This is a genomic window from Agrococcus sediminis (genome assembly GCF_007923295.1).
GTDB classification, from domain to species: domain Bacteria; phylum Actinomycetota; class Actinomycetes; order Actinomycetales; family Microbacteriaceae; genus Agrococcus; species Agrococcus sediminis.
Map to the genome: position 1 here is coordinate 629372 of NZ_VOIR01000011.1, position 15781 is coordinate 645152.

The 15781-nt window shown below is 71.9% G+C and carries 21 protein-coding genes; 10 read left to right on the top strand and 11 right to left on the bottom strand.

The genetic code is table 11. The features are described from left to right. Positions 1 to 207 precede the first annotated feature (207 nt). Positions 208 to 972 (bottom strand): winged helix-turn-helix domain-containing protein, encoded by a 765-nt coding sequence (locus FQ330_RS03450; protein WP_146355253.1) that lies wholly within the window; start codon positions 970 to 972, stop codon positions 208 to 210. Positions 973 to 1395: 423 nt separating this feature from the next. Next, a complete protein-coding gene (gene upp, locus FQ330_RS03455; RefSeq protein WP_146355255.1) occupies positions 1396 to 2034 on the bottom strand; it encodes a uracil phosphoribosyltransferase in 639 nt (212 codons plus the stop codon). 53 nt (positions 2035 to 2087) lie between these two features. On the opposite strand from upp, the gene tadA reads away from it, so the two are divergent. Next, a complete protein-coding gene (gene tadA / locus FQ330_RS03460) occupies positions 2088 to 2549 on the top strand; it encodes a tRNA adenosine(34) deaminase TadA (protein WP_225792666.1) in 462 nt (153 codons plus the stop codon). Positions 2550 to 2572: 23 nt separating this feature from the next. On the opposite strand, the gene FQ330_RS03465 is transcribed toward tadA, so the two are convergent. Beyond that, positions 2573 to 2992, bottom strand: a complete 420-nt coding sequence (locus tag FQ330_RS03465) for a hypothetical protein (protein WP_128189192.1) — start codon at positions 2990 to 2992, stop codon at positions 2573 to 2575. Positions 2993 to 3025: 33 nt separating this feature from the next. Then, positions 3026 to 3988: a cation diffusion facilitator family transporter gene (locus FQ330_RS03470; protein ID WP_146355257.1), complete on the bottom strand. Its 963-nt coding sequence runs from the start codon at positions 3986 to 3988 to the stop codon at positions 3026 to 3028. A 55-nt stretch (positions 3989 to 4043) separates the two neighbouring features. Here FQ330_RS03470 and proC point away from each other — a divergent pair, with 55 nt between their 5' ends. Beyond that, positions 4044 to 4868, top strand: coding sequence for a pyrroline-5-carboxylate reductase (gene proC / locus FQ330_RS03475; protein ID WP_146355259.1), 825 nt, complete (start codon positions 4044 to 4046; stop codon positions 4866 to 4868). 6 nt (positions 4869 to 4874) lie between these two features. Here the strand turns inward: proC and FQ330_RS03480 are convergent, their stop codons facing one another. From FQ330_RS03480 to FQ330_RS03495, 4 genes are read right to left on the bottom strand one after another with little or no spacing between them, the layout of a single operon-like run. Next, complete coding sequence (locus FQ330_RS03480) at positions 4875 to 5441, bottom strand: hypothetical protein (protein ID WP_146355261.1); 567 nt, start codon at positions 5439 to 5441, stop codon at positions 4875 to 4877. Positions 5442 to 5444: 3 nt separating this feature from the next. Beyond that, positions 5445 to 5858, bottom strand: coding sequence for a YchJ family protein (locus tag FQ330_RS03485; RefSeq protein WP_225792667.1), 414 nt, complete (start codon positions 5856 to 5858; stop codon positions 5445 to 5447). Further along, the gene (locus FQ330_RS03490; RefSeq protein ID WP_128189196.1) at positions 5851 to 6522 is read right to left on the bottom strand and encodes a potassium channel family protein; all 672 of its coding nucleotides are present in this window, start codon (positions 6520 to 6522) and stop codon (positions 5851 to 5853) included. The genes FQ330_RS03485 and FQ330_RS03490 overlap by 8 nt, the downstream gene beginning before the upstream one ends. Further along, entirely contained in the window at positions 6515 to 7921 is a 1407-nt protein-coding gene (locus FQ330_RS03495; RefSeq protein ID WP_146355364.1) for a TrkH family potassium uptake protein, read from the bottom strand. Before FQ330_RS03495 ends, FQ330_RS03490 begins: the two co-directional genes overlap by 8 nt. 153 nt (positions 7922 to 8074) lie before the next feature. On the opposite strand from FQ330_RS03495, the gene FQ330_RS13685 reads away from it, so the two are divergent. The 3 genes from FQ330_RS13685 (at position 8075) to FQ330_RS03510 (ending at position 9342) form a co-directional block, all read left to right on the top strand. Beyond that, entirely contained in the window at positions 8075 to 8770 is a 696-nt protein-coding gene (locus FQ330_RS13685; protein ID WP_128189199.1) for an ArsR/SmtB family transcription factor, read from the top strand. 124 nt (positions 8771 to 8894) lie between these two features. Next, the gene (locus tag FQ330_RS03505; protein WP_021011861.1) at positions 8895 to 8993 is read left to right on the top strand and encodes a 30S ribosomal protein bS22; all 99 of its coding nucleotides are present in this window, start codon (positions 8895 to 8897) and stop codon (positions 8991 to 8993) included. A gap of 97 nt (positions 8994 to 9090) precedes the next feature. After that, on the top strand, positions 9091 to 9342 hold the full coding sequence (locus tag FQ330_RS03510; RefSeq protein WP_146355263.1) for a glutaredoxin family protein: 252 nt from the start codon (positions 9091 to 9093) through the stop codon (positions 9340 to 9342). Here FQ330_RS03510 and aspS read toward each other — a convergent pair. The 3 genes from aspS to FQ330_RS13210 are packed head-to-tail and all read right to left on the bottom strand — an operon-like array spanning position 9332 to position 11140. Beyond that, entirely contained in the window at positions 9332 to 10639 is a 1308-nt protein-coding gene (aspS, locus tag FQ330_RS03515) for an aspartate--tRNA(Asn) ligase (protein WP_146355265.1), read from the bottom strand. The genes FQ330_RS03510 and aspS overlap by 11 nt on opposite strands. A 38-nt stretch (positions 10640 to 10677) precedes the next feature. Then, positions 10678 to 10971: a hypothetical protein gene (locus FQ330_RS03520; protein ID WP_128189202.1), complete on the bottom strand. Its 294-nt coding sequence runs from the start codon at positions 10969 to 10971 to the stop codon at positions 10678 to 10680. A 7-nt stretch (positions 10972 to 10978) separates the two neighbouring features. Continuing rightward, positions 10979 to 11140 carry a hypothetical protein gene (locus tag FQ330_RS13210; RefSeq protein WP_192575829.1) on the bottom strand — a complete coding sequence of 54 codons (162 nt, stop codon included), beginning with the start codon at positions 11138 to 11140 and terminating at the stop codon, positions 10979 to 10981. A gap of 55 nt (positions 11141 to 11195) precedes the next feature. On the opposite strand from FQ330_RS13210, the gene FQ330_RS03525 reads away from it, so the two are divergent. The 5 genes from FQ330_RS03525 to ccsB are packed head-to-tail and all read left to right on the top strand — an operon-like array spanning position 11196 to position 15759. After that, positions 11196 to 11849 carry a histidine phosphatase family protein gene (locus FQ330_RS03525; RefSeq protein WP_146355267.1) on the top strand — a complete coding sequence of 218 codons (654 nt, stop codon included), beginning with the start codon at positions 11196 to 11198 and terminating at the stop codon, positions 11847 to 11849. After that, a complete protein-coding gene (locus FQ330_RS03530; protein WP_146355269.1) occupies positions 11849 to 12448 on the top strand; it encodes a TlpA family protein disulfide reductase in 600 nt (199 codons plus the stop codon). Before FQ330_RS03525 ends, FQ330_RS03530 begins: the two co-directional genes overlap by 1 nt. Then, complete coding sequence (locus FQ330_RS03535; RefSeq protein ID WP_128189205.1) at positions 12448 to 13203, top strand: cytochrome c biogenesis CcdA family protein; 756 nt, start codon at positions 12448 to 12450, stop codon at positions 13201 to 13203. The genes FQ330_RS03530 and FQ330_RS03535 overlap by 1 nt, the downstream gene beginning before the upstream one ends. 28 nt (positions 13204 to 13231) lie before the next feature. Beyond that, a complete protein-coding gene (gene resB, locus FQ330_RS03540) occupies positions 13232 to 14818 on the top strand; it encodes a cytochrome c biogenesis protein ResB (RefSeq protein ID WP_146355271.1) in 1587 nt (528 codons plus the stop codon). Further along, on the top strand, positions 14815 to 15759 hold the full coding sequence (ccsB, locus tag FQ330_RS03545; RefSeq protein ID WP_146355273.1) for a c-type cytochrome biogenesis protein CcsB: 945 nt from the start codon (positions 14815 to 14817) through the stop codon (positions 15757 to 15759). The genes resB and ccsB overlap by 4 nt, the downstream gene beginning before the upstream one ends. The last annotated feature ends 22 nt before the right edge of the window (positions 15760 to 15781 follow it).

Here is a 15781-nt window from a genome sequence, read left to right on the forward strand (position 1 = left end):
GCGGGCGGGACGCCGCCCGGAGACGATGCAGGGCCGGTCAGGTTCTCCCGACCGGCCCCAGTCCCTTGCACCAAGTGAGGCTTGAGCCTCCGCTTCCGCTGATCGCCACAGCACAACGATCAACGTGCGACGAACGTATAACGGATCGGTAACGAGCGCGCCCAGATATCCCTGAGAAATCCCTGTGCCTCGTCGCACCGGGCCGCGTCAGAAGCGGTCGGGGCTCGGGCCCGAGGCGAGCACCGTCACGTCGGCGTGGCGGTCGAACCGGTAGCCGGCGCCGCGCACGGTGCGGATGATCTCGGCGTAGCCGCCGAGCTTCGCGCGCAGGCGGCGCACGTGCACGTCGATCGTGCGCTCGTTGGGGCGGTCGTCGGCGTCGGCGTCCCACAGCGCGTCGATGATGTCGCAGCGGCCGACGGTCGAGCCCTCGCGCAGCACGATGTGCTGCAGCAGCTCGAACTCGCGGTAGGTGAGCGGCGCGATGTCGTCGCCGATCGCGACGCGCTTGCGCGTCAGGTCGATGACGATGCCCGGGTCGGCCTCCGTCTCGACGGCGGGCTGCTGCACCGCCGGGTCGCCGAGCGCGCGGCGCACGACCTCGACGTCGCGGCCGCCCGCGCCGGCGGGTGCGAGCGCCACGGCGGCGTGCGTCTCCGCGCTCGGCGCGAGGCGCGAGGTGAGGGCGCGCAGCTCGCCGACGAGGCGGGCGAGCTCGATGTGGTCGGCGGCGGCGGCGTCCTCGCCGAGGCCGACGTAGAGCACGAAGCCGCGGGCCTCGGTGCCGTCGGGCACGGCGCGCACGGGCGCGGGTGCGGCCGGCGCCGCGGCGGGCGCGGCGGAGCGGATGCGCGGGGCGGGGGCGGGGACGAAGGCCCGCTCCGGGGCGAGGGCGGCGGTGCCGCTGAAGCGGGGCTGCTGCAGCGACGGGCGGCGGGTGCGGGCGGTGGCGGGGAATGCGGTGATGGTCATGGGAGGGGCCTTCCGGCGTGCGGTCGGCGGCCGCGCCGCCCGACGATGCGGGTACGGCGATGCGGGCCGCCGACTCGAGGAGTCGATCGGTCGTGCGCGAACCGGTGCTGGTTCGGAGGGGACCGCTCTCGTGGGCTGCTCAGGCCCGAGGGTGCGACGGCGTAGGCGTCAGCGACTCTTCATGGAGCGGTCGGACGGTGCGAGCTTCGCTCAAGCACACATTCGACGCATGTCGACCATCGGCATCATCATGCCGTTCGTCCCGTTCGTCGCGAGGACGGACAAGGGGCGGAAGGTGGTCGTCATGCCCGCCAGTATCCCGGGTTCGCTCGCGCGATGTCAAACAGCGCGCGAATGTGACGAAGTGTGACGGCCGGGGCCGCCGGTGCTCCCCGACCGGCGCCGCTCAGCGGCCGCCGGCGCTCAGTGACCGACGGTGCCGTACAGGCGGTCGCCCGCGTCGCCGAGCCCGGGCACGATGAAGCCCTGCTCGTTGAGGCGCTCGTCGAGGGCCCCCAGCACGATCGTCACGTCGTGGCCGTCCATGTCGCGCTCGACGCGCTCGAGGCCCTCCGGCGTGCCGAGCAGGCAGATGGCGGTCACGTCGACGGCGCCGCGGTCGAAGAGGAACTGCATCGCCGCCGACAGCGAGCCGCCGGTCGCGAGCATCGGGTCGAGCACGAAGCACTGGCGGTCCGAGAGGTCGTCGGGCAGCCGCTCGGCGTACGTGTACGGCTCGAGGGTCTCCTCGTTGCGGGCCATGCCGAGGAATCCCACCTCGGCGGTCGGCACGAGCGCCGTCATGCCATCGAGCATCCCGAGCCCGGCGCGCAGGATCGGCACGACGAGCGGCCGCGGCTCGGCGATCTCGACGCCGGTCGTCGTCGTCACCGGCGTCTGGATCTCCTTGGGCGTCACCCGCACGTTGCGCGTGGCCTCGTAGGCGAGCAGCGTCATCAGCTCGCCGACGAGCGAGCGGAAGGTGGGGGAGGGGGTGCGCGCATCCCGCAGCACGGTCAGCTTGTGGGTGACGAGCGGGTGGTCGGCGACGTGGACTCGCATAGGGTTCAGGGTAGTGGGCGCGCAGCGGGGCGCCCGACCCGGGAGGGCGGAGCATGCGGCCATCGGCGCGCGACGAGGCGCTCATGCGGCTCGCGCTCGAGCAGGCGGCCGCGGCCGAGCGCACCGCCGACGTGCCGGTCGGCGCCGTCGTCGTCGACGCATCCGGCACCGTCATCGGCACCGGCCGCAACGAGCGCGAGGCGCGCCACGACCCGACCGCGCACGCCGAGGTCGTGGCGCTGCGCGAGGCCGCGGCGGCGCTCGGCTCGTGGAGGCTCGACGGATGCGCGCTCGTCGTCACGCTCGAGCCGTGCGTCATGTGCGCGGGCGCGATCCTCGCGAGCCGCGTCGCCCGCGTCGTGTTCGGCGCGTGGGACGAGAAGGCCGGCGCCGCCGGCAGCGTCGTCGACGTGCTGCGGGAGCGGCGGCTGCCGCACCGCGTCGAGGTGGTCTCGGACGTGCTCGCCGACGAGGCCGAGGCGCAGCTGCGCGCCTTCTTCGCCGAGCGCCGCTGAGCGCCGCGCAGCCGCCGGTGCGCTCAGCCCCAGAAGACCGCGATCAGCAGGTTGACGAGCGCGAGGCCGCCGGCGATGTGGAAGAACGTCTTCACGCGCGGCTCGGGCAGCGAGACGTCGGCCACCGGCCGGGCGCCGCCGGCCGCGAGGCCCGCCTTCTCCGCGCGGATCGCGCGGCCGCGCAGGAAGCCCAGCAGCGCCGCGACGAACACGACGACGGCGATGAGGCCCTTGATGCCGAGCTTCATGTGGTTCACGTCGCCGTCGCCGGCCATCGCGAGGCCGTAGAGGGCGACCCCCGAGACGAGCTGCAGCGAGGCGCCGATCAGCATCATCGTGAAGTTGAAGCCGGTCTTCGCCCGCATCTGCAGGAAGAAGGTGCCGACCAGCAGCGAAGCGCCGATCAGGTGCAGGGCGACGAGCAGCGAGTGCAGGAACTCCATGCAGACAGCCTACACAACTCGCCGCCGGAGCGGTCAGTTGCCCGACTGGATGACGATGTGGTCGGTCGACGGCGCGATGTCGGGCCGGTCGACGACGAGGTCGGGCTCGATGTAGATCACCCGCGCGTGCGGCACCTCGGTGCGCAGCATCGACTCGAGGTCGTTGATGGTGCTCGCCACGTGCTCGATGTCGGACTGCGGCGGGAACGCCACCTTCGCGGCGATCATGAGCTCGTCGGGGCCCAGGTAGAGCGTCTTCATGTGGATGAGCGACTCGACCCCGGGGGAGGCGTTCAGGATGCGCTGGATCTTGGCGTGGTCCTCGCGCGTCGCGCCCTCGCCGATCAGCAGCGACTTCATCTCGATCGCGAGCACGATCGCGACCGCGATCAGCAGCGCGCCGATCATGAGCGTGCCGATCGCGTCGAAGAGCGGGTTGCCGGTGAGCACCGACAGGCCCACCGCGGCGAACGCGAAGACCAGGCCGAGCAGCGCCGCGAGGTCCTCGAGCAGGATGACGGGCAGCTCCGGGCTCTTCGCCTTGCGGATGAAGCTCCACCAGCTCGCCTTGCCGCGCACCGCGTTGGCCTCCTTGATGGCCACGCGGATCGAGAACGACTCGAGCACGATCGCGATGCCGAGCACCGTCAGCGGCAGCCACGGCACCTCGATCTCGTGCGGCTCGCGGATCTTCGAGATGCCCTCGTAGATCGAGAACAGGCCGCCGACCGAGAAGAGCACCAGCGCCACGATGAACGCCCAGACGTAGCGCTCGCGGCCGTAGCCGAACGGATGCTCCTCGCTCGCCCGCTTCTTGGCCAGCCGGCCGCCCAGCAGCAGCAGCAGCTGGTTGCCGGCGTCGGCGACCGAGTGGATGGCCTCGGCCAGCATCGATGCGGAGCCCGAGAAGAACCAGGCGATGAACTTGGTGATGGCGATGCCGGTGTTCGCGAGGAACGCCGCGACGACCGCCTTCGTACCGTGGGATGCGCTCACGGCGGCGAGTCTACGCGCGGGAGGGTGGCGGCTCGCCCCGACTAGCCTGGGCGGCATGACCGACCTCCTCCCTCCCATCGCCATGCTCGGCGTCGGCTCCATGGGCGGCGCGATCCTCAGCGGCCTCGCCCACCACGGCGCGGAGCGCATCGTCGTCACGAACCGCACGGCCGAGAAGGCCGCGGGCATCCGGCTCGACGGCGTGGAGTCGATCGCGCTCGCCGACGAGCCCGACGGCAACGCGCGAGCGGTCGCGGGCGCCAAGCTCGTCGTGCTCGGCGTGAAGCCCGCGGGCATCGTCGACCTCGCGCGCGAGATCGCGCCGCACCTGGAGCCGGATGCGGTGGTCGTCTCGATCGCGGCCGGTACGACGACGGCGTCCATCGAGGCCGCGCTGCCCGCATCCGTCCCCGTGGTGCGGGCGATGCCGAACACGCCGTCGCACGTCGGGCTCGGCGTGACGGGCGTCGCCGGCGGCGCGCGCGCCTCGGCGGACGACGTGGCGCTCGTGGCGCGCATGTTCGAGGCGGTCGGCGAGGTGATCGTGCTCGACGAGTCGCAGATCGACGCGCTGTCGACCATCTCGGGCTCGGGCCCGGCCTACGTCTTCCTGCTCATCGAGGAGCTCACCGGTGCGGCCGAGCGCATGGGCTTCACCCACGAGCAGGCGGCGACGATGGTGCAGGGCACCTTCCGCGGGGCGAGCGAGCTGCTCGCCGCCGACGGCGCCGAGCCGGCCGAGCTGCGCCGACGCGTCACGAGCCCGAAGGGCACGACCGAGCGCGCCGTCGCCGTGCTGCAGGAGGCCCGCCTCGGCGAGGTCTTCGACCGCGCCACCGCCGCGGCGCTCGCGCGCGCGCAGGAGCTCGCCGCCGGCTGACGCGCGTCAGCGCAGGTGGCCGCCGAGGCGTCGCGCGCGCTGCACGACCCGCAGCAGCTCGGCGGGCGGCAGCTCGAGCTGCGCCGGCAGCGCGACCGGCGCGGGCTCCCGCAGCAGCCGGCCGTTGAGCAGCGCCCCGAGCCGCGCGGGCAGCGGCAGCGCCCGCAGCTGGTCGGCGGCGTGCTCCTCGCGCGGGAGCAGCACCGCGAAGCGCTGGCCGAGCAGCGTCTCGAGGCGCGCGGACCGCACGTGCGCCCACTGCACCCGCGAGCCGCCCCCGAGCATCGCCCCGTCGGCGGTGAGCACGACCGCGCGCGACGCCGTCGCCCACCGCGCCACGAGCACCGGCACCCCGAGCAGGCCGAAGAAGCCGAGCGCGACGGCGCCGAGGAGCGCGGCGGGCACTGCCGCCCAGCTGGGCTCGCTCACCCACCCCGCGATGAGCAGCGCACCGATCGCGGCGAAGACGAGCGCCCCGACGACGGCCGCGGCGATGCCGCCGACGACCGCGCGCACGACCACCTGCCCGGAGCGCTCGAGCTCCTCGATGGCGGCGTCGGCGGTCCGAGCCACGCGCTACACCTGGTCGCCGTCGACGTACTGCCAGCCGCGGTCGCGGCGGAAGCGGCTGAGCTCGCGCATCGAGCCGCGCGCGCCCTCGGCCGTCCAGTGCGACTCGAACGTCACCGTGCCCTCGCGGTCGAACGGGCCTCCGCCCGACGTGCCGAGCACGTCGAGCCGCAGCCAGCGGATGCCCGGGTCGAGCTCGAGGGAGCGCGGGCGCGTCGAGGAGTGCCACGACGCGAGCAGCCAGTCGACGTCGCCGACGGCGAAGGCCGTGAAGCGGGAGCGCATGAGCGCCTCGGCGGTGGCGGCCTCGCGCTCGCCGCTCAGCACGGGCCCGCAGCACTCGCCGAAGGTGAGCCCCGTGCCGCAGGGGCAGCGCCGGGCGTCGTCGGGCACGGCCGCGCGCTCGGCCCGCTCAGGCACTCAGGCCCGCGAACCGCTCGATGTCGTTCTGGTTGCCCGACACGATGATGAGGTCGTGGTTCGAGACGATCGTCTCGGGGGTCGCGTAGGTGAACTCGCCGCCCGGGCTCTTCACGCCCACCACGGTCAGGTGGTACTTCGAGCGGATGCGCGACTCGGCGAGCGTGACGCCGCGGATGTGCTTCGGCGGGTACATCTTCACGATCGCGAACTGGTCGTCGAACTGGATGTAGTCGAGCATCCGCCCCGACACGAGGTGCGCGACGCGCTCGCCGGCCTCGGCCTCGGGGTAGATGACGTGGTTCGCGCCGATGCGGCTGAGGATCTTGCCGTGCGACTGGCTGATCGCCTTCGCCCAGATCTGCGGCACGCCGAGGTCGACGAGGTTGGCGACGATGAGCACGGACGCCTCGATCGAGGAGCCCACCGCGCACACCGCGATCGAGAAGTCGCCCGCGCCGACCTGCTTGAGCGCGTCGATCGAGCGGGCGTCGGCCTGCACCGTGTGCGTGAGCCGCTCCGACCACTTCTGCACGAGGTTGATGTCGTCGTCGATCGCGAGCACCTCGCGGTCGAGGCGCGCGAGCTGCCCTGCGGTGGCGGCGCCGAAGCGGCCGAGCCCGATGACGAGCACCGGGGCGTCGTGCGGGATCCTGTCAACCAACGATCGGCCTCTCCTCGGGGCGAGTGAACAGCTGCGTGGTCTGGCTCGCCGCCAGCGCCGCGGCGAGCGTCACACTACCAATGCGCCCGACGAACATGGTCAGGGCCAGGATGACCTTGGCCGGGTCCTCGAGGCCGGGCTGCGTGAAGCCCGTGGAGAGCCCCACCGTGGCGAACGCGCTGATGACGTCGAACAGCACGAACGACAGCGGCGCACCGGTGATCTCGAGCAGCACGATCGTGACGCCCGCGACGATGGTCGCGCTCCACAGGGTGACCGAGACGGCCAGGCGGAGCACGTCGGAGGGGATGCGCCGGCCGAACGCCTCCATCGACTTGCGGCCGCGCGCCTCGGCGATCGCGGCGAGGAAGAGGATCGCGAGGGTCGTCACCTTGATGCCGCCCGCGGTCGACGCGGAGCCGCCGCCGACGAACATGAGCATGTCGGTCACGAGCAGGCTCGAGTTGTGCAGCAGCCCGAGGTCCTCGAGGGCGAAGCCGCCGGAGCGCGCCATCGTCGACAGGAAGAAGGCGTGCAGCACCTGCTGGCCGAAGTCGGCCGTGCCCCAGGAGTCGGCGTTGCCCCACTCGAGCACGAGGTAGGCCAGGCCGCCCGCGAAGAAGAGCATGAGCGAGACGGAGATCGTGAGCTTGACGTGGAGCGACCACTGGCGGGGCGCGCCCAGGTGGCGCAGCAGCACGAAGTAGACCGGGAAGCCGAGCGAGCCGATGAAGACGCCGACCATCATGACGCCGAGGAACCACGGGTCGGTCGCGTACGGCTCGAGCCCCTCGACGGTGGGCACGAAGCCCGAGTTCGTGAACGACATGAACGACCAGTAGGTCGCCTCGTAGAGGGCGGTGAGGAACGGCTTGCCCTCGAGCAGGATGCGCGGCAGCAGCAGCACGATGAGCGCCGCTTCGAACACAGCCACCGAGAGCGCCACGGTGCGCAGCAGTCCGCCGACCTCGCCGAGCCGGATGGCCTGGCTCTCCTTCACCACGCCCTTGCGCACGCGGGACGGGTTGGAGTCGCTCGCGGCCATGAGCCGCTGGCGCAGGCCGAGCTTGCGGGCCACGGTGAGGCCGAGGATCGAGGCGAGCGTCAGCACGCCGATGCCGCCCACCTGCACGCCCACCATCACGACCGCGTTGCCGAAGGGGCTCCAGTGGGTGGCCATGTCGACGACCGTCAGGCCCGTCACGCACACGACGCTCACGGCCTGGAAGAACGCATCCACGAACGGCGTCGGCTCGCCGGTGGCCGTGGCCCACGGCGTCATGAGCAGCACCGCGAAGAGCAGGTTCATGCTCGCGAAGACCATGATCGCGAACCGCGCCGGGTACGCCCCTGCGAACTGCTCGAGGCCGTCGCGCCATCGACTCGGGAGCGCCGTCATCCCCGGCGTCCGCTGCTCCGCCACCTGCTGCGCCTTCCGCGGGATCGAAGCGCCGCAGGGCGGCGCAGGACGGGGCAAGCGTAGCCCTGTCCGGCGCGAGCCGCGTGCGAGGATGGTTTGTCGCGCCTGGCGCCGCGCTGGCATGCTGTGCGCATGGCCGACATCTTCTCCGTCATCGCGGACAGCACGCGACGCGACATCCTGGGCGTCCTGCTCGAGCGCCGCGCGGCGACGGGCGAGGCGAGCGTGAGCCAGATCGTCGACGCGCTCGGCGTGCCGCAGCCGACGGTGTCGAAGCACCTCCGCACCCTGCGCGACGCGGGCCTCGTCACGGTGCGCGAGGACGGCCAGCACCGCCACTACGCGATCGTGCTCGCGCCGTTCGACGAGATCGACGACTGGCTGATGCCGTTCATCTTCGCCGAGGGCGAGCAGGACGAGGCGTCGCTCGGCGCCGCCGCGTTCGCCGCCTGGGCGGGCGTGCAGGTTCCGGCGCCGCTGCGCGCGGCGGCCGACCAGGCCCGCCTCGCGGCGGAGCAGGCGCGCGTCGCCGCCGAGCAGGCGCTCGCGCGCATGAGCGACCGGGTCGAGCACCCGGCCCCGGTGGGCGCATCGCTCGGACGGCGGGCCGCCGAGGGCATGCACGACCTGCAGGACCGCGTGCAGGAGGCCCGCGACCGCATCCACGAGGTGCAGGACCGCCTGCACGAGATGCAGTCGCGCGCGTCGCAGCGCCTCGACGACGCGAAGGGCAAGCTGCGCAAGCGCGAGGAGGAGGACGAGCGCCGCGCCGCGCTCGGCGAGGACGGCCACGCCGCCCGCGAGCAGGACGACTCCCGCCTCGACTGACCCCGAGGGGCCGACACGCGGCGGCCCGCCGCGTTCGGGTACGATGTCGAGAGCGTTTTCCCTGCGCGGACCTCGAGGTCGTGCAGCGTCAGCGAGCAATCCCGATCGGAAGTGAGGAACCTCTATGGGTTCTGTGGTGAAGAAGCGCCGCAAGCGCATGGCGAAGAAGAAGCACCGCAAGCTGCTTCGCAAGACGCGCCACCAGCGTCGCAACCGCAAGTAAGCCGGTTGCATCCAGAGCCGGGACCTGCATCAGCAGGCTCCCGGCTTCTGCATGTGCGGGCCGCGGCCGGCCGCGCCGGGCGACCTAGGCTGGGCGCATGGTCGAGATCACCTTCATCGCCAAGCCCGGCTGCCACCTCTGCGACGAGGCGAGGCCCGTCGTCGAGCGCGTCGTCGACGGCTTCCCCGGCGCGACGATGCACGAGGTGTCGATCCTCGACGACCCCGCGCTCGAGGCGCGCTGGAGCGAGGACATCCCCGTCGTGCTCATCGACGGGCGCCCCCACTCCTCCTGGCGCGTCGACCCCGTGAAGCTGGCCGACCGCATCCGGGCCCGCCTTACGGCGTGAGGCGCGTCGGCCCGCGGAAGAGGTAGGTGGTCTCGCGGATCGAGCCGAGGCCCAGCAGCAGCATGACCACGCGCGCGAGGCCCATGCCGAAGCCGCCGTGCGGGGGCGTGCCGTAGCGGAAGAAGTCGAGGTACTCCTCGAGCTCCGCGGGGTTCATGCCCTTCTCGACGATCTGCGCCTCGAGCACGTCGACCCGGTGCTCGCGCTGCGCGCCGGTCGAGATCTCGACGCCGTTGTAGATGAGGTCGTACGAGTTCGTCACGTCGCCGCGGCCCTCGGGACGCAGGTGGTAGAACGGCCGCACGCTCGACGGGTACTCGGTGACGAAGACGAAGTCGTGCCCGGTCGTCTCCTTGACGTGCGCCGAGATCTGGCGCTCTGCCTCGGGGTCGAGGTCGCCGTCGGTGCGCTCGATCGTGTGGCCGCGGGCCTCGACGATGGCCTTGACCTCTGCGTGCGGGATGCGCGGGAACGGCAGGGCGGGCACCTGCAGCTGGATGCCGAAGTGCTGCTCGATGTCGGCGCCGTGGCGCTCGACGACGGCCGCGAGGGCCTTCGTGAGCAGCTGCTCGTGCAGCTGCATGACGTCCTCGTGGCTGTCGATCCACGAGATCTCGCTGTCGATCGAGGTGAACTCGGTCGCGTGGCGGCTCGTGTAGGAGGGGTCGGCGCGGAAGGCCGGGCCGATCTCGAAGATCTTGCCGAAGCCGGCCGACTGGGCCATCTGCTTGAACAGCTGCGGCGACTGCGCGAGGTAGGCGGTGGTCTCGAAGTAGGGCACCTCGAAGAGCTCGGCGCGCGACTCGGAGGCCGTCGCCATGAGCTTGGGGGTGTGGAGCTCGATGAAGCCCTCGTCGATCCAGTGCTGCCGCATCGCGTGCTCGATCGTCGTCTGCACGCGGAAGATGAGCTGCGCCTCAGGGCGGCGCAGGTCGAGGAAGCGCCAGTCGAGGCGCTTGTCGATCGACGAGTCGTCGGCGATCGGGCTGTCCTTCGCGACCGACTCGACGGTCAGCGAGCGCACCTTGACCTCGAGCCCGCCGAGCTTGACCCGCTCATCCGCCTTGAGGTCGCCCTCGACGGTGACGAAGGAGCCGTGCATGAGCCCGGAGATGGTGGCGGCGGTGGCCGCGGTCTCGTCGTTCACCGAGTTCACGAGCTGCGCCGAGCCCGACTCGTCGCGCAGGATCACGAACTGCACGCGCTTCTGGTCGCGCACCTTCTCGACCCAGCCCTGCACGTGCACGGGGCCGTCGGGGAGCGATGCGAGGTCCTTGATGAGGGTGCGAGAAGTCACTGGGCGATCCTACCGGCCCGGCACGCGGACCTCCGGCGTCAGCGGCGGGGACGCTCGGTCGCGGCAGGGGCGACGGTGGCGAGCGCGATCCAGCCGCACAGGAGTGCGACGGCGGATGCGGCCAGCACCGCCCATCCCGCGGCTACGGGCACCTGCGACCCGGGTCCGTCCGACGCGACGAGCAGCCAGACGCCGACCGCGGCGAGCACGCCGACCAGCAGGGCGACGGGCGTCGCGTGGGCGCGGTGCGCGAGGTAGCGCGCCCACGCCCACATCAGGCTCGCCGCGAGCGCGACGCCGAGGGCGATCGCGAGCGGGACGAGGAGGGGCACGGATCCATCATCCCCTGCCGCCGGCGGACGCGGCGCGCTCGAGCACGGCGCGCACGAGCGTCGCGCTGTCGTCGGCGACGCCGCGTTCGAGGAGCAGCGCGGCGACGTCCTCGGCGCCATCCTCGTGCGCGTTCACCGAGGCGAAGTCGAGGCAAGCCTTGACCTGCATGTGCCGAGCGCAGGGTCCGCCCCGGTTGATAGGAACCGCGGCTACCATGGAAGCCATGCCTGCCCGTCGACTCCATCTCGTGCGCCACGGCGAGGTGCACAACCCCGATCGCGTGCTCTACGGCCGCATGCCGGGCTTCGTGCTGTCGGCGCGCGGGCACCGGATGGCCGCGCTCGCCGCCGAGCACCTCGCCACCGGGCCGAGCGCCCGCCGGGTCGTGCGGCTCGCCGGCAGCCCGCTCGAGCGAGCGCAGCAGTCGGCGCAGCCGTGGGCGGAGTCGTTCGGCCTCGACGTGCGCACCGAGCGCCGCATCATCGAGCCCACCAACTGCTTCGAGGGCAAGACCTTCGAGGCGAGCGGCGCCCTCCGGCACCCGACGTCGTGGCCGCTGCTGCGCAACCCCTTCCGCCCGTCGTGGGGCGAGCCCTACCGGGCCATCGCGCAGCGCGTGATCGCCGCCATGGAGGACGCCTGGGACGAGCTCGCCGAGTCCGACGACGACGGCGACATCGTCTTCGTGAGCCACCAGTCGCCGATCTGGATGGCCCACCTGCAGCTCGCCGGCAAGCCGCTGTGGCACGACCCGCGCTCCCGCCGCTGCCAGCTGTCGTCGATCACGAGCTTCGCGCGCATCGACGGCAGGTTCACGGAGATCGACTATGCCGAGCCGGCCGCCTCGGTCGGCGCTGTGGATGCGGGAGCGGTGTGATGGGCGGCAAGGGCATGTGGACCAAGCGTCGGATGGGCGCCGCCTCGGCGGCGCTCGCGGTGGCATCGCTCGTGCTCTCGGGCTGCGCTTCGGCCGACGGCGTTGCGGGCCAGGTCGGCAGCGCCGGCTACATCGCCGGCGACGGCGTGGTCACGGAGATCCCCGTCGAGGAGCGCACGGCTCCCGCGCCGTTCGCCGGTGAGCTCATCGAGGGCGGCGAGTTCGACTCCGCATCGCTCGACGGCGTGGCGCTCGTCAACTTCTGGTACGCCGCCTGCCCGCCCTGCCGCACCGAGGCGCCGGTGCTGGCCGCGCTGCACGCCGAGTTCGGAGACCGCGTCGACTTCATCGGCGTCAACACTCGCGACGGAGCAGCCCAGGCCGCTTCGTTCGAGGAGGAGTTCGGCATCGACTACCCGTCGCTGCTGGACGACACGACCGGGGAGGCGCAGCTGGCCTTCAGCGGCCTCGTCGCACCGAACGCGGTCCCCTCGACCATCGTCCTCGACGCCGAGGGCCGGGTGGCAGCCCGCATCTCGGGCGCCGTGACCGACACGAGCATCCTCTCGACGCTGCTGCAGGAGGAGCTCGAGCGGTGATGCTCGCTCAGACGATCGCGATCGATCCCGCCGGTGCCGTGCTGAGCGGGCAGCTGCTCGTCTCGATCCCCATCGCGCTGCTCGCTGGGCTCGTGTCGTTCGCCAGCCCGTGCATCCTGCCGCTCGTGCCGGGCTATCTCGGCCTCGTCGGCTCGCTCGCCGGTGACCGGGAGCAGGGTCGCCGCCGGCTCGTCACCGGTGTGGCGCTCTTCGTCGCCGGGTTCACGGCCGTGTTCGTGCTGGGCACCGCGCTCGTCGGGGCGGCCAGCTCATTCCTGGTGCGGTACGGCAACGTGTTCGTGCAGATCTCCGGAGTGGTCCTGATCGCCATGGGCCTCGTCTTCATCGGACAGCTCTCGTTCCTCCAGCGGGTCTGGCGGCCGCGCCAGATCAAGTCGGGCGGCATGTGGAGCGCGCCGGTAGTCGGCGTCATCTTCGCGGTGGGCTGGACCCCCTGCTCCGGTCCCACGCTCGCCGCGATCAGCGCGCTCACCGTGACGACCGGCTCCGCGTCGCAGGGCGCCATCCTCGGTCTCGCGTACGCGCTCGGGCTCGGCGTCCCGTTCCTGCTCATCGCGCTCGGGCTCGGCTGGGCCGGGTCGGTGACGCAGTGGATGCGCCGCCACGTCCGCGCCATCAATGCCGCCGGTGGCGGGATGCTCATCCTCATCGGCATCCTGATGGTGACAGGCATCTGGAGCCTCATCATGAACGTCATGCAGGGTTGGGTAGCGTCGTTTGTCACAGTCATTTGAGTCCGATCCCCTGCGCCCAGGGGATCACATGGAGACGGCGCAACCGGACGACGGGTCCGGGGGCGGACCGCGCCTGGGCGTGCGCGGCTGGGCGCGGTTCCTGTGGCGGCAGCTGACGTCGATGCGCACGGCCATCGTGCTGCTGCTGCTGCTCGCCGTCGCGGCGATCCCCGGCAGCCTCATCCCGCAACGCTCGGCCGACCCGAACGGCGTCATCGCGGTGCGCGAGGAGAACCCGGAGCTCGTGTGGCTCTACGACGCCCTCTCGTTGCACGACGTGTACTCGAGCCCGTGGTTCTCGGCCATCTACATCCTGCTGTTCACATCCCTGGTGGGATGCGTCATCCCCCGGCTCGCGCACCACTGGAGGGCGATGCGCGCGCGCCCGCCGCGCACCCCGGCCCGGCTGTCCCGGCTCGTCGGGTTCCAGACCGTCGCCGGCGACGCATGCGATCTCGACCGCGTCGACCGCGTGCTGCGGCGGCGCGGCTACCGCACGACCCGGTACGGCGAGTCGATCTCCGCCGAGCGAGGGTATCTGCGCGAGACCGGCAACCTGCTGTTCCACATCTCGATGCTCGGGCTGCTGCTCGTCATCGGGCTCGGCTCGGGCTTCGGCTACGACGGCCAGCGACTGCTCGTCGAGGGGCGCGGATTCGCCAACACCCTCTCGAGCTACGACTCCTTCAACCGCGGCCAGTGGTTCGACGACGCCGCGCTCAAGCCGTTCGCGGTCGCGCTCGACGACCTCGAGGTCGTCTACGAGACCGAGAACCCCAACGCCGTCGGCGCGCCCCTCGACTTCACCGCGCGGGTGACCGTGACGGAGGACGGAGCGCAGCGGCAGGCGCAGATCAAGGTCAACCATCCGCTGCGGGTCGCCGACGCCGACCTCTACCTCATCTCGAACGGCTACGCCCCCCGCATCTCCGTGCGGGATGCCAGCGGGCAGGTCGTCTACGACGAGTACACGCCGTTCCTCGCGCAGGACAACCTGTACACGAGCCTGGGCGTGATGAAGCTGCCCGACGGCCTGGAGCAGCAGGTGGGACTGCGCGGCTTCTTCTACCCGACCGGTGTGCAGCTGGAGACGGGGGCGTACGCGTCGGCCTACCCTGATCTCGCATTCCCCGTGCTGTCGCTGCAGGCGTTCACGGGCGACCTGGGGCTCGATGCCGGCATCCCGCGGTCCGTGTACGCGCTCGACACGGACGCGATGACGCAGATCGCGGGCGGCGACAGCGGTGTGGACGCGCTCACGCTGACGCCGGGGCAGTCGGCCGAGATCCCCGGCGGCCTCGGCACGATCACGTTCGAGGACGTGCGCCGGTACGGGGTCATCGAGGTGCACGTCGACCACACGCAGACTGCAGTGTTCTGGATCATCGTCGTGCTCGTGCTCTCCCTGCTCGCGTCGCTGCTCATCCCTCGTCGTCGCATGTGGGTGAAGGCGACGCCGGGCGGCCTCGAGATCGCGGGACTCGCGCGAGGCGAGGATCCGACGCTGGAGCGCGCGGTCGGCGATCTGGCTGAGCGGATCAGGCACGAGGCGGACGGCCGCGGCCAGGAGCCGATGGCTGACGCACCTGCGCGCGAGAGTACGATCGACGCATGACCGTGGCTGAGCTCGACTCCTTCTCGTTGCTGCTCGTCTACTCGGCGATGGCGGTGTACACGCTCGCGTTCGTCGCGTTCGCGGCCGACATCGCGCGCCGCTCGGCCGCCAGGCCGGTGCCGGTGGAGGCGCGCGAGCTGGTCGGCGCGGGTGGTCCGGCCGAGCGTCCGCGCCACGAGACGGCGGCCCCGGCTGCGGTGCGGCACCGCGCCGCTCGCGTCGGCTACGCGCTGACCGTGATCGGTTGGGTGCTGCAACTGGGCGCAACCGTGCTCCGCGGCGTCGCGGCCGGCCGGGTTCCGTGGGCGAACATGTACGAGTTCGCGCTGACCGGCATCGCCGTGATCGTCGGCGTCTTCGTGATGTCGCGGCTGTGGCGCGACCTCACCTTCCTCGGCGTGTTCATCACCGGGATCGCGACGCTGTTCCTCGGCGTCGCGACCGTCAACGTCTATGTGCCGGTCGTGCCGCTGGCCCCGGCGCTGCAGACCCCGTGGCTCGTCATCCACGTCTTCGTCGCGACGCTCGCCGCCGGGTTCTTCGCGCTCGGCTCCGGCCTGAGCCTGCTGCAGCTGCTCAAGGAGCGGCGCGACGGCGGCTTCCTGCGATCGCTGCCGACGGCCGCGCAGATGGAGGATCTCGCCTACCGCGTCGGCGTGATCGGCTTCATCTTCTGGACGTTCACCCTGATCGCCGGCGCGATCTGGGCCGAGAGCGCATGGGGCCGCTACTGGGGCTGGGACACGAAGGAGGTGTGGACCTTCGTGATCTGGGTGATCTACGCCGGCTACATCCACGCCCGCGCGACGCGGGGCTGGCGCGGTTCCCGCTCCGCCTGGCTGCAGCTGATCGGCTTCGGCGCCATCATTTTCAACTACACGGTCGTCAACCTCTATTTCACGGGCCTCCACGCGTACAGCGGCCTCACGACCGCGACCTGACCGGCCCCGGCCGCCCTGCGTG

Bases quoted from the DNA above. Each gene is read 5' to 3' on its own strand.
- FQ330_RS03450 (WP_146355253.1), bottom strand. From the start codon at position 972: ATGACCATCACCGCATTCCCCGCCACCGCCCGCACCCGCCGCCCGTCG.
- upp (WP_146355255.1), bottom strand. From the start codon at position 2,034: ATGCGAGTCCACGTCGCCGACCACCCGCTCGTCACCCACAAGCTGACC.
- tadA (WP_225792666.1), top strand. From the start codon at position 2,088: ATGCGGCCATCGGCGCGCGACGAGGCGCTCATGCGGCTCGCGCTCGAG.
- FQ330_RS03465 (WP_128189192.1), bottom strand. From the start codon at position 2,992: ATGGAGTTCCTGCACTCGCTGCTCGTCGCCCTGCACCTGATCGGCGCT.
- proC (WP_146355259.1), top strand. From the start codon at position 4,044: ATGACCGACCTCCTCCCTCCCATCGCCATGCTCGGCGTCGGCTCCATG.
- FQ330_RS03495 (WP_146355364.1), bottom strand. From the start codon at position 7,921: ATGACGGCGCTCCCGAGTCGATGGCGCGACGGCCTCGAGCAGTTCGCA.
- FQ330_RS13685 (WP_128189199.1), top strand. From the start codon at position 8,075: ATGGCCGACATCTTCTCCGTCATCGCGGACAGCACGCGACGCGACATC.
- FQ330_RS03505 (WP_021011861.1), top strand. From the start codon at position 8,895: ATGGGTTCTGTGGTGAAGAAGCGCCGCAAGCGCATGGCGAAGAAGAAG.
- FQ330_RS03510 (WP_146355263.1), top strand. From the start codon at position 9,091: ATGGTCGAGATCACCTTCATCGCCAAGCCCGGCTGCCACCTCTGCGAC.
- FQ330_RS13210 (WP_192575829.1), bottom strand. From the start codon at position 11,140: ATGCAGGTCAAGGCTTGCCTCGACTTCGCCTCGGTGAACGCGCACGAG.
- FQ330_RS03525 (WP_146355267.1), top strand. From the start codon at position 11,196: ATGCCTGCCCGTCGACTCCATCTCGTGCGCCACGGCGAGGTGCACAAC.
- FQ330_RS03530 (WP_146355269.1), top strand. From the start codon at position 11,849: ATGGGCGGCAAGGGCATGTGGACCAAGCGTCGGATGGGCGCCGCCTCG.
- FQ330_RS03535 (WP_128189205.1), top strand. From the start codon at position 12,448: ATGCTCGCTCAGACGATCGCGATCGATCCCGCCGGTGCCGTGCTGAGC.
- resB (WP_146355271.1), top strand. From the start codon at position 13,232: ATGGAGACGGCGCAACCGGACGACGGGTCCGGGGGCGGACCGCGCCTG.
- ccsB (WP_146355273.1), top strand. From the start codon at position 14,815: ATGACCGTGGCTGAGCTCGACTCCTTCTCGTTGCTGCTCGTCTACTCG.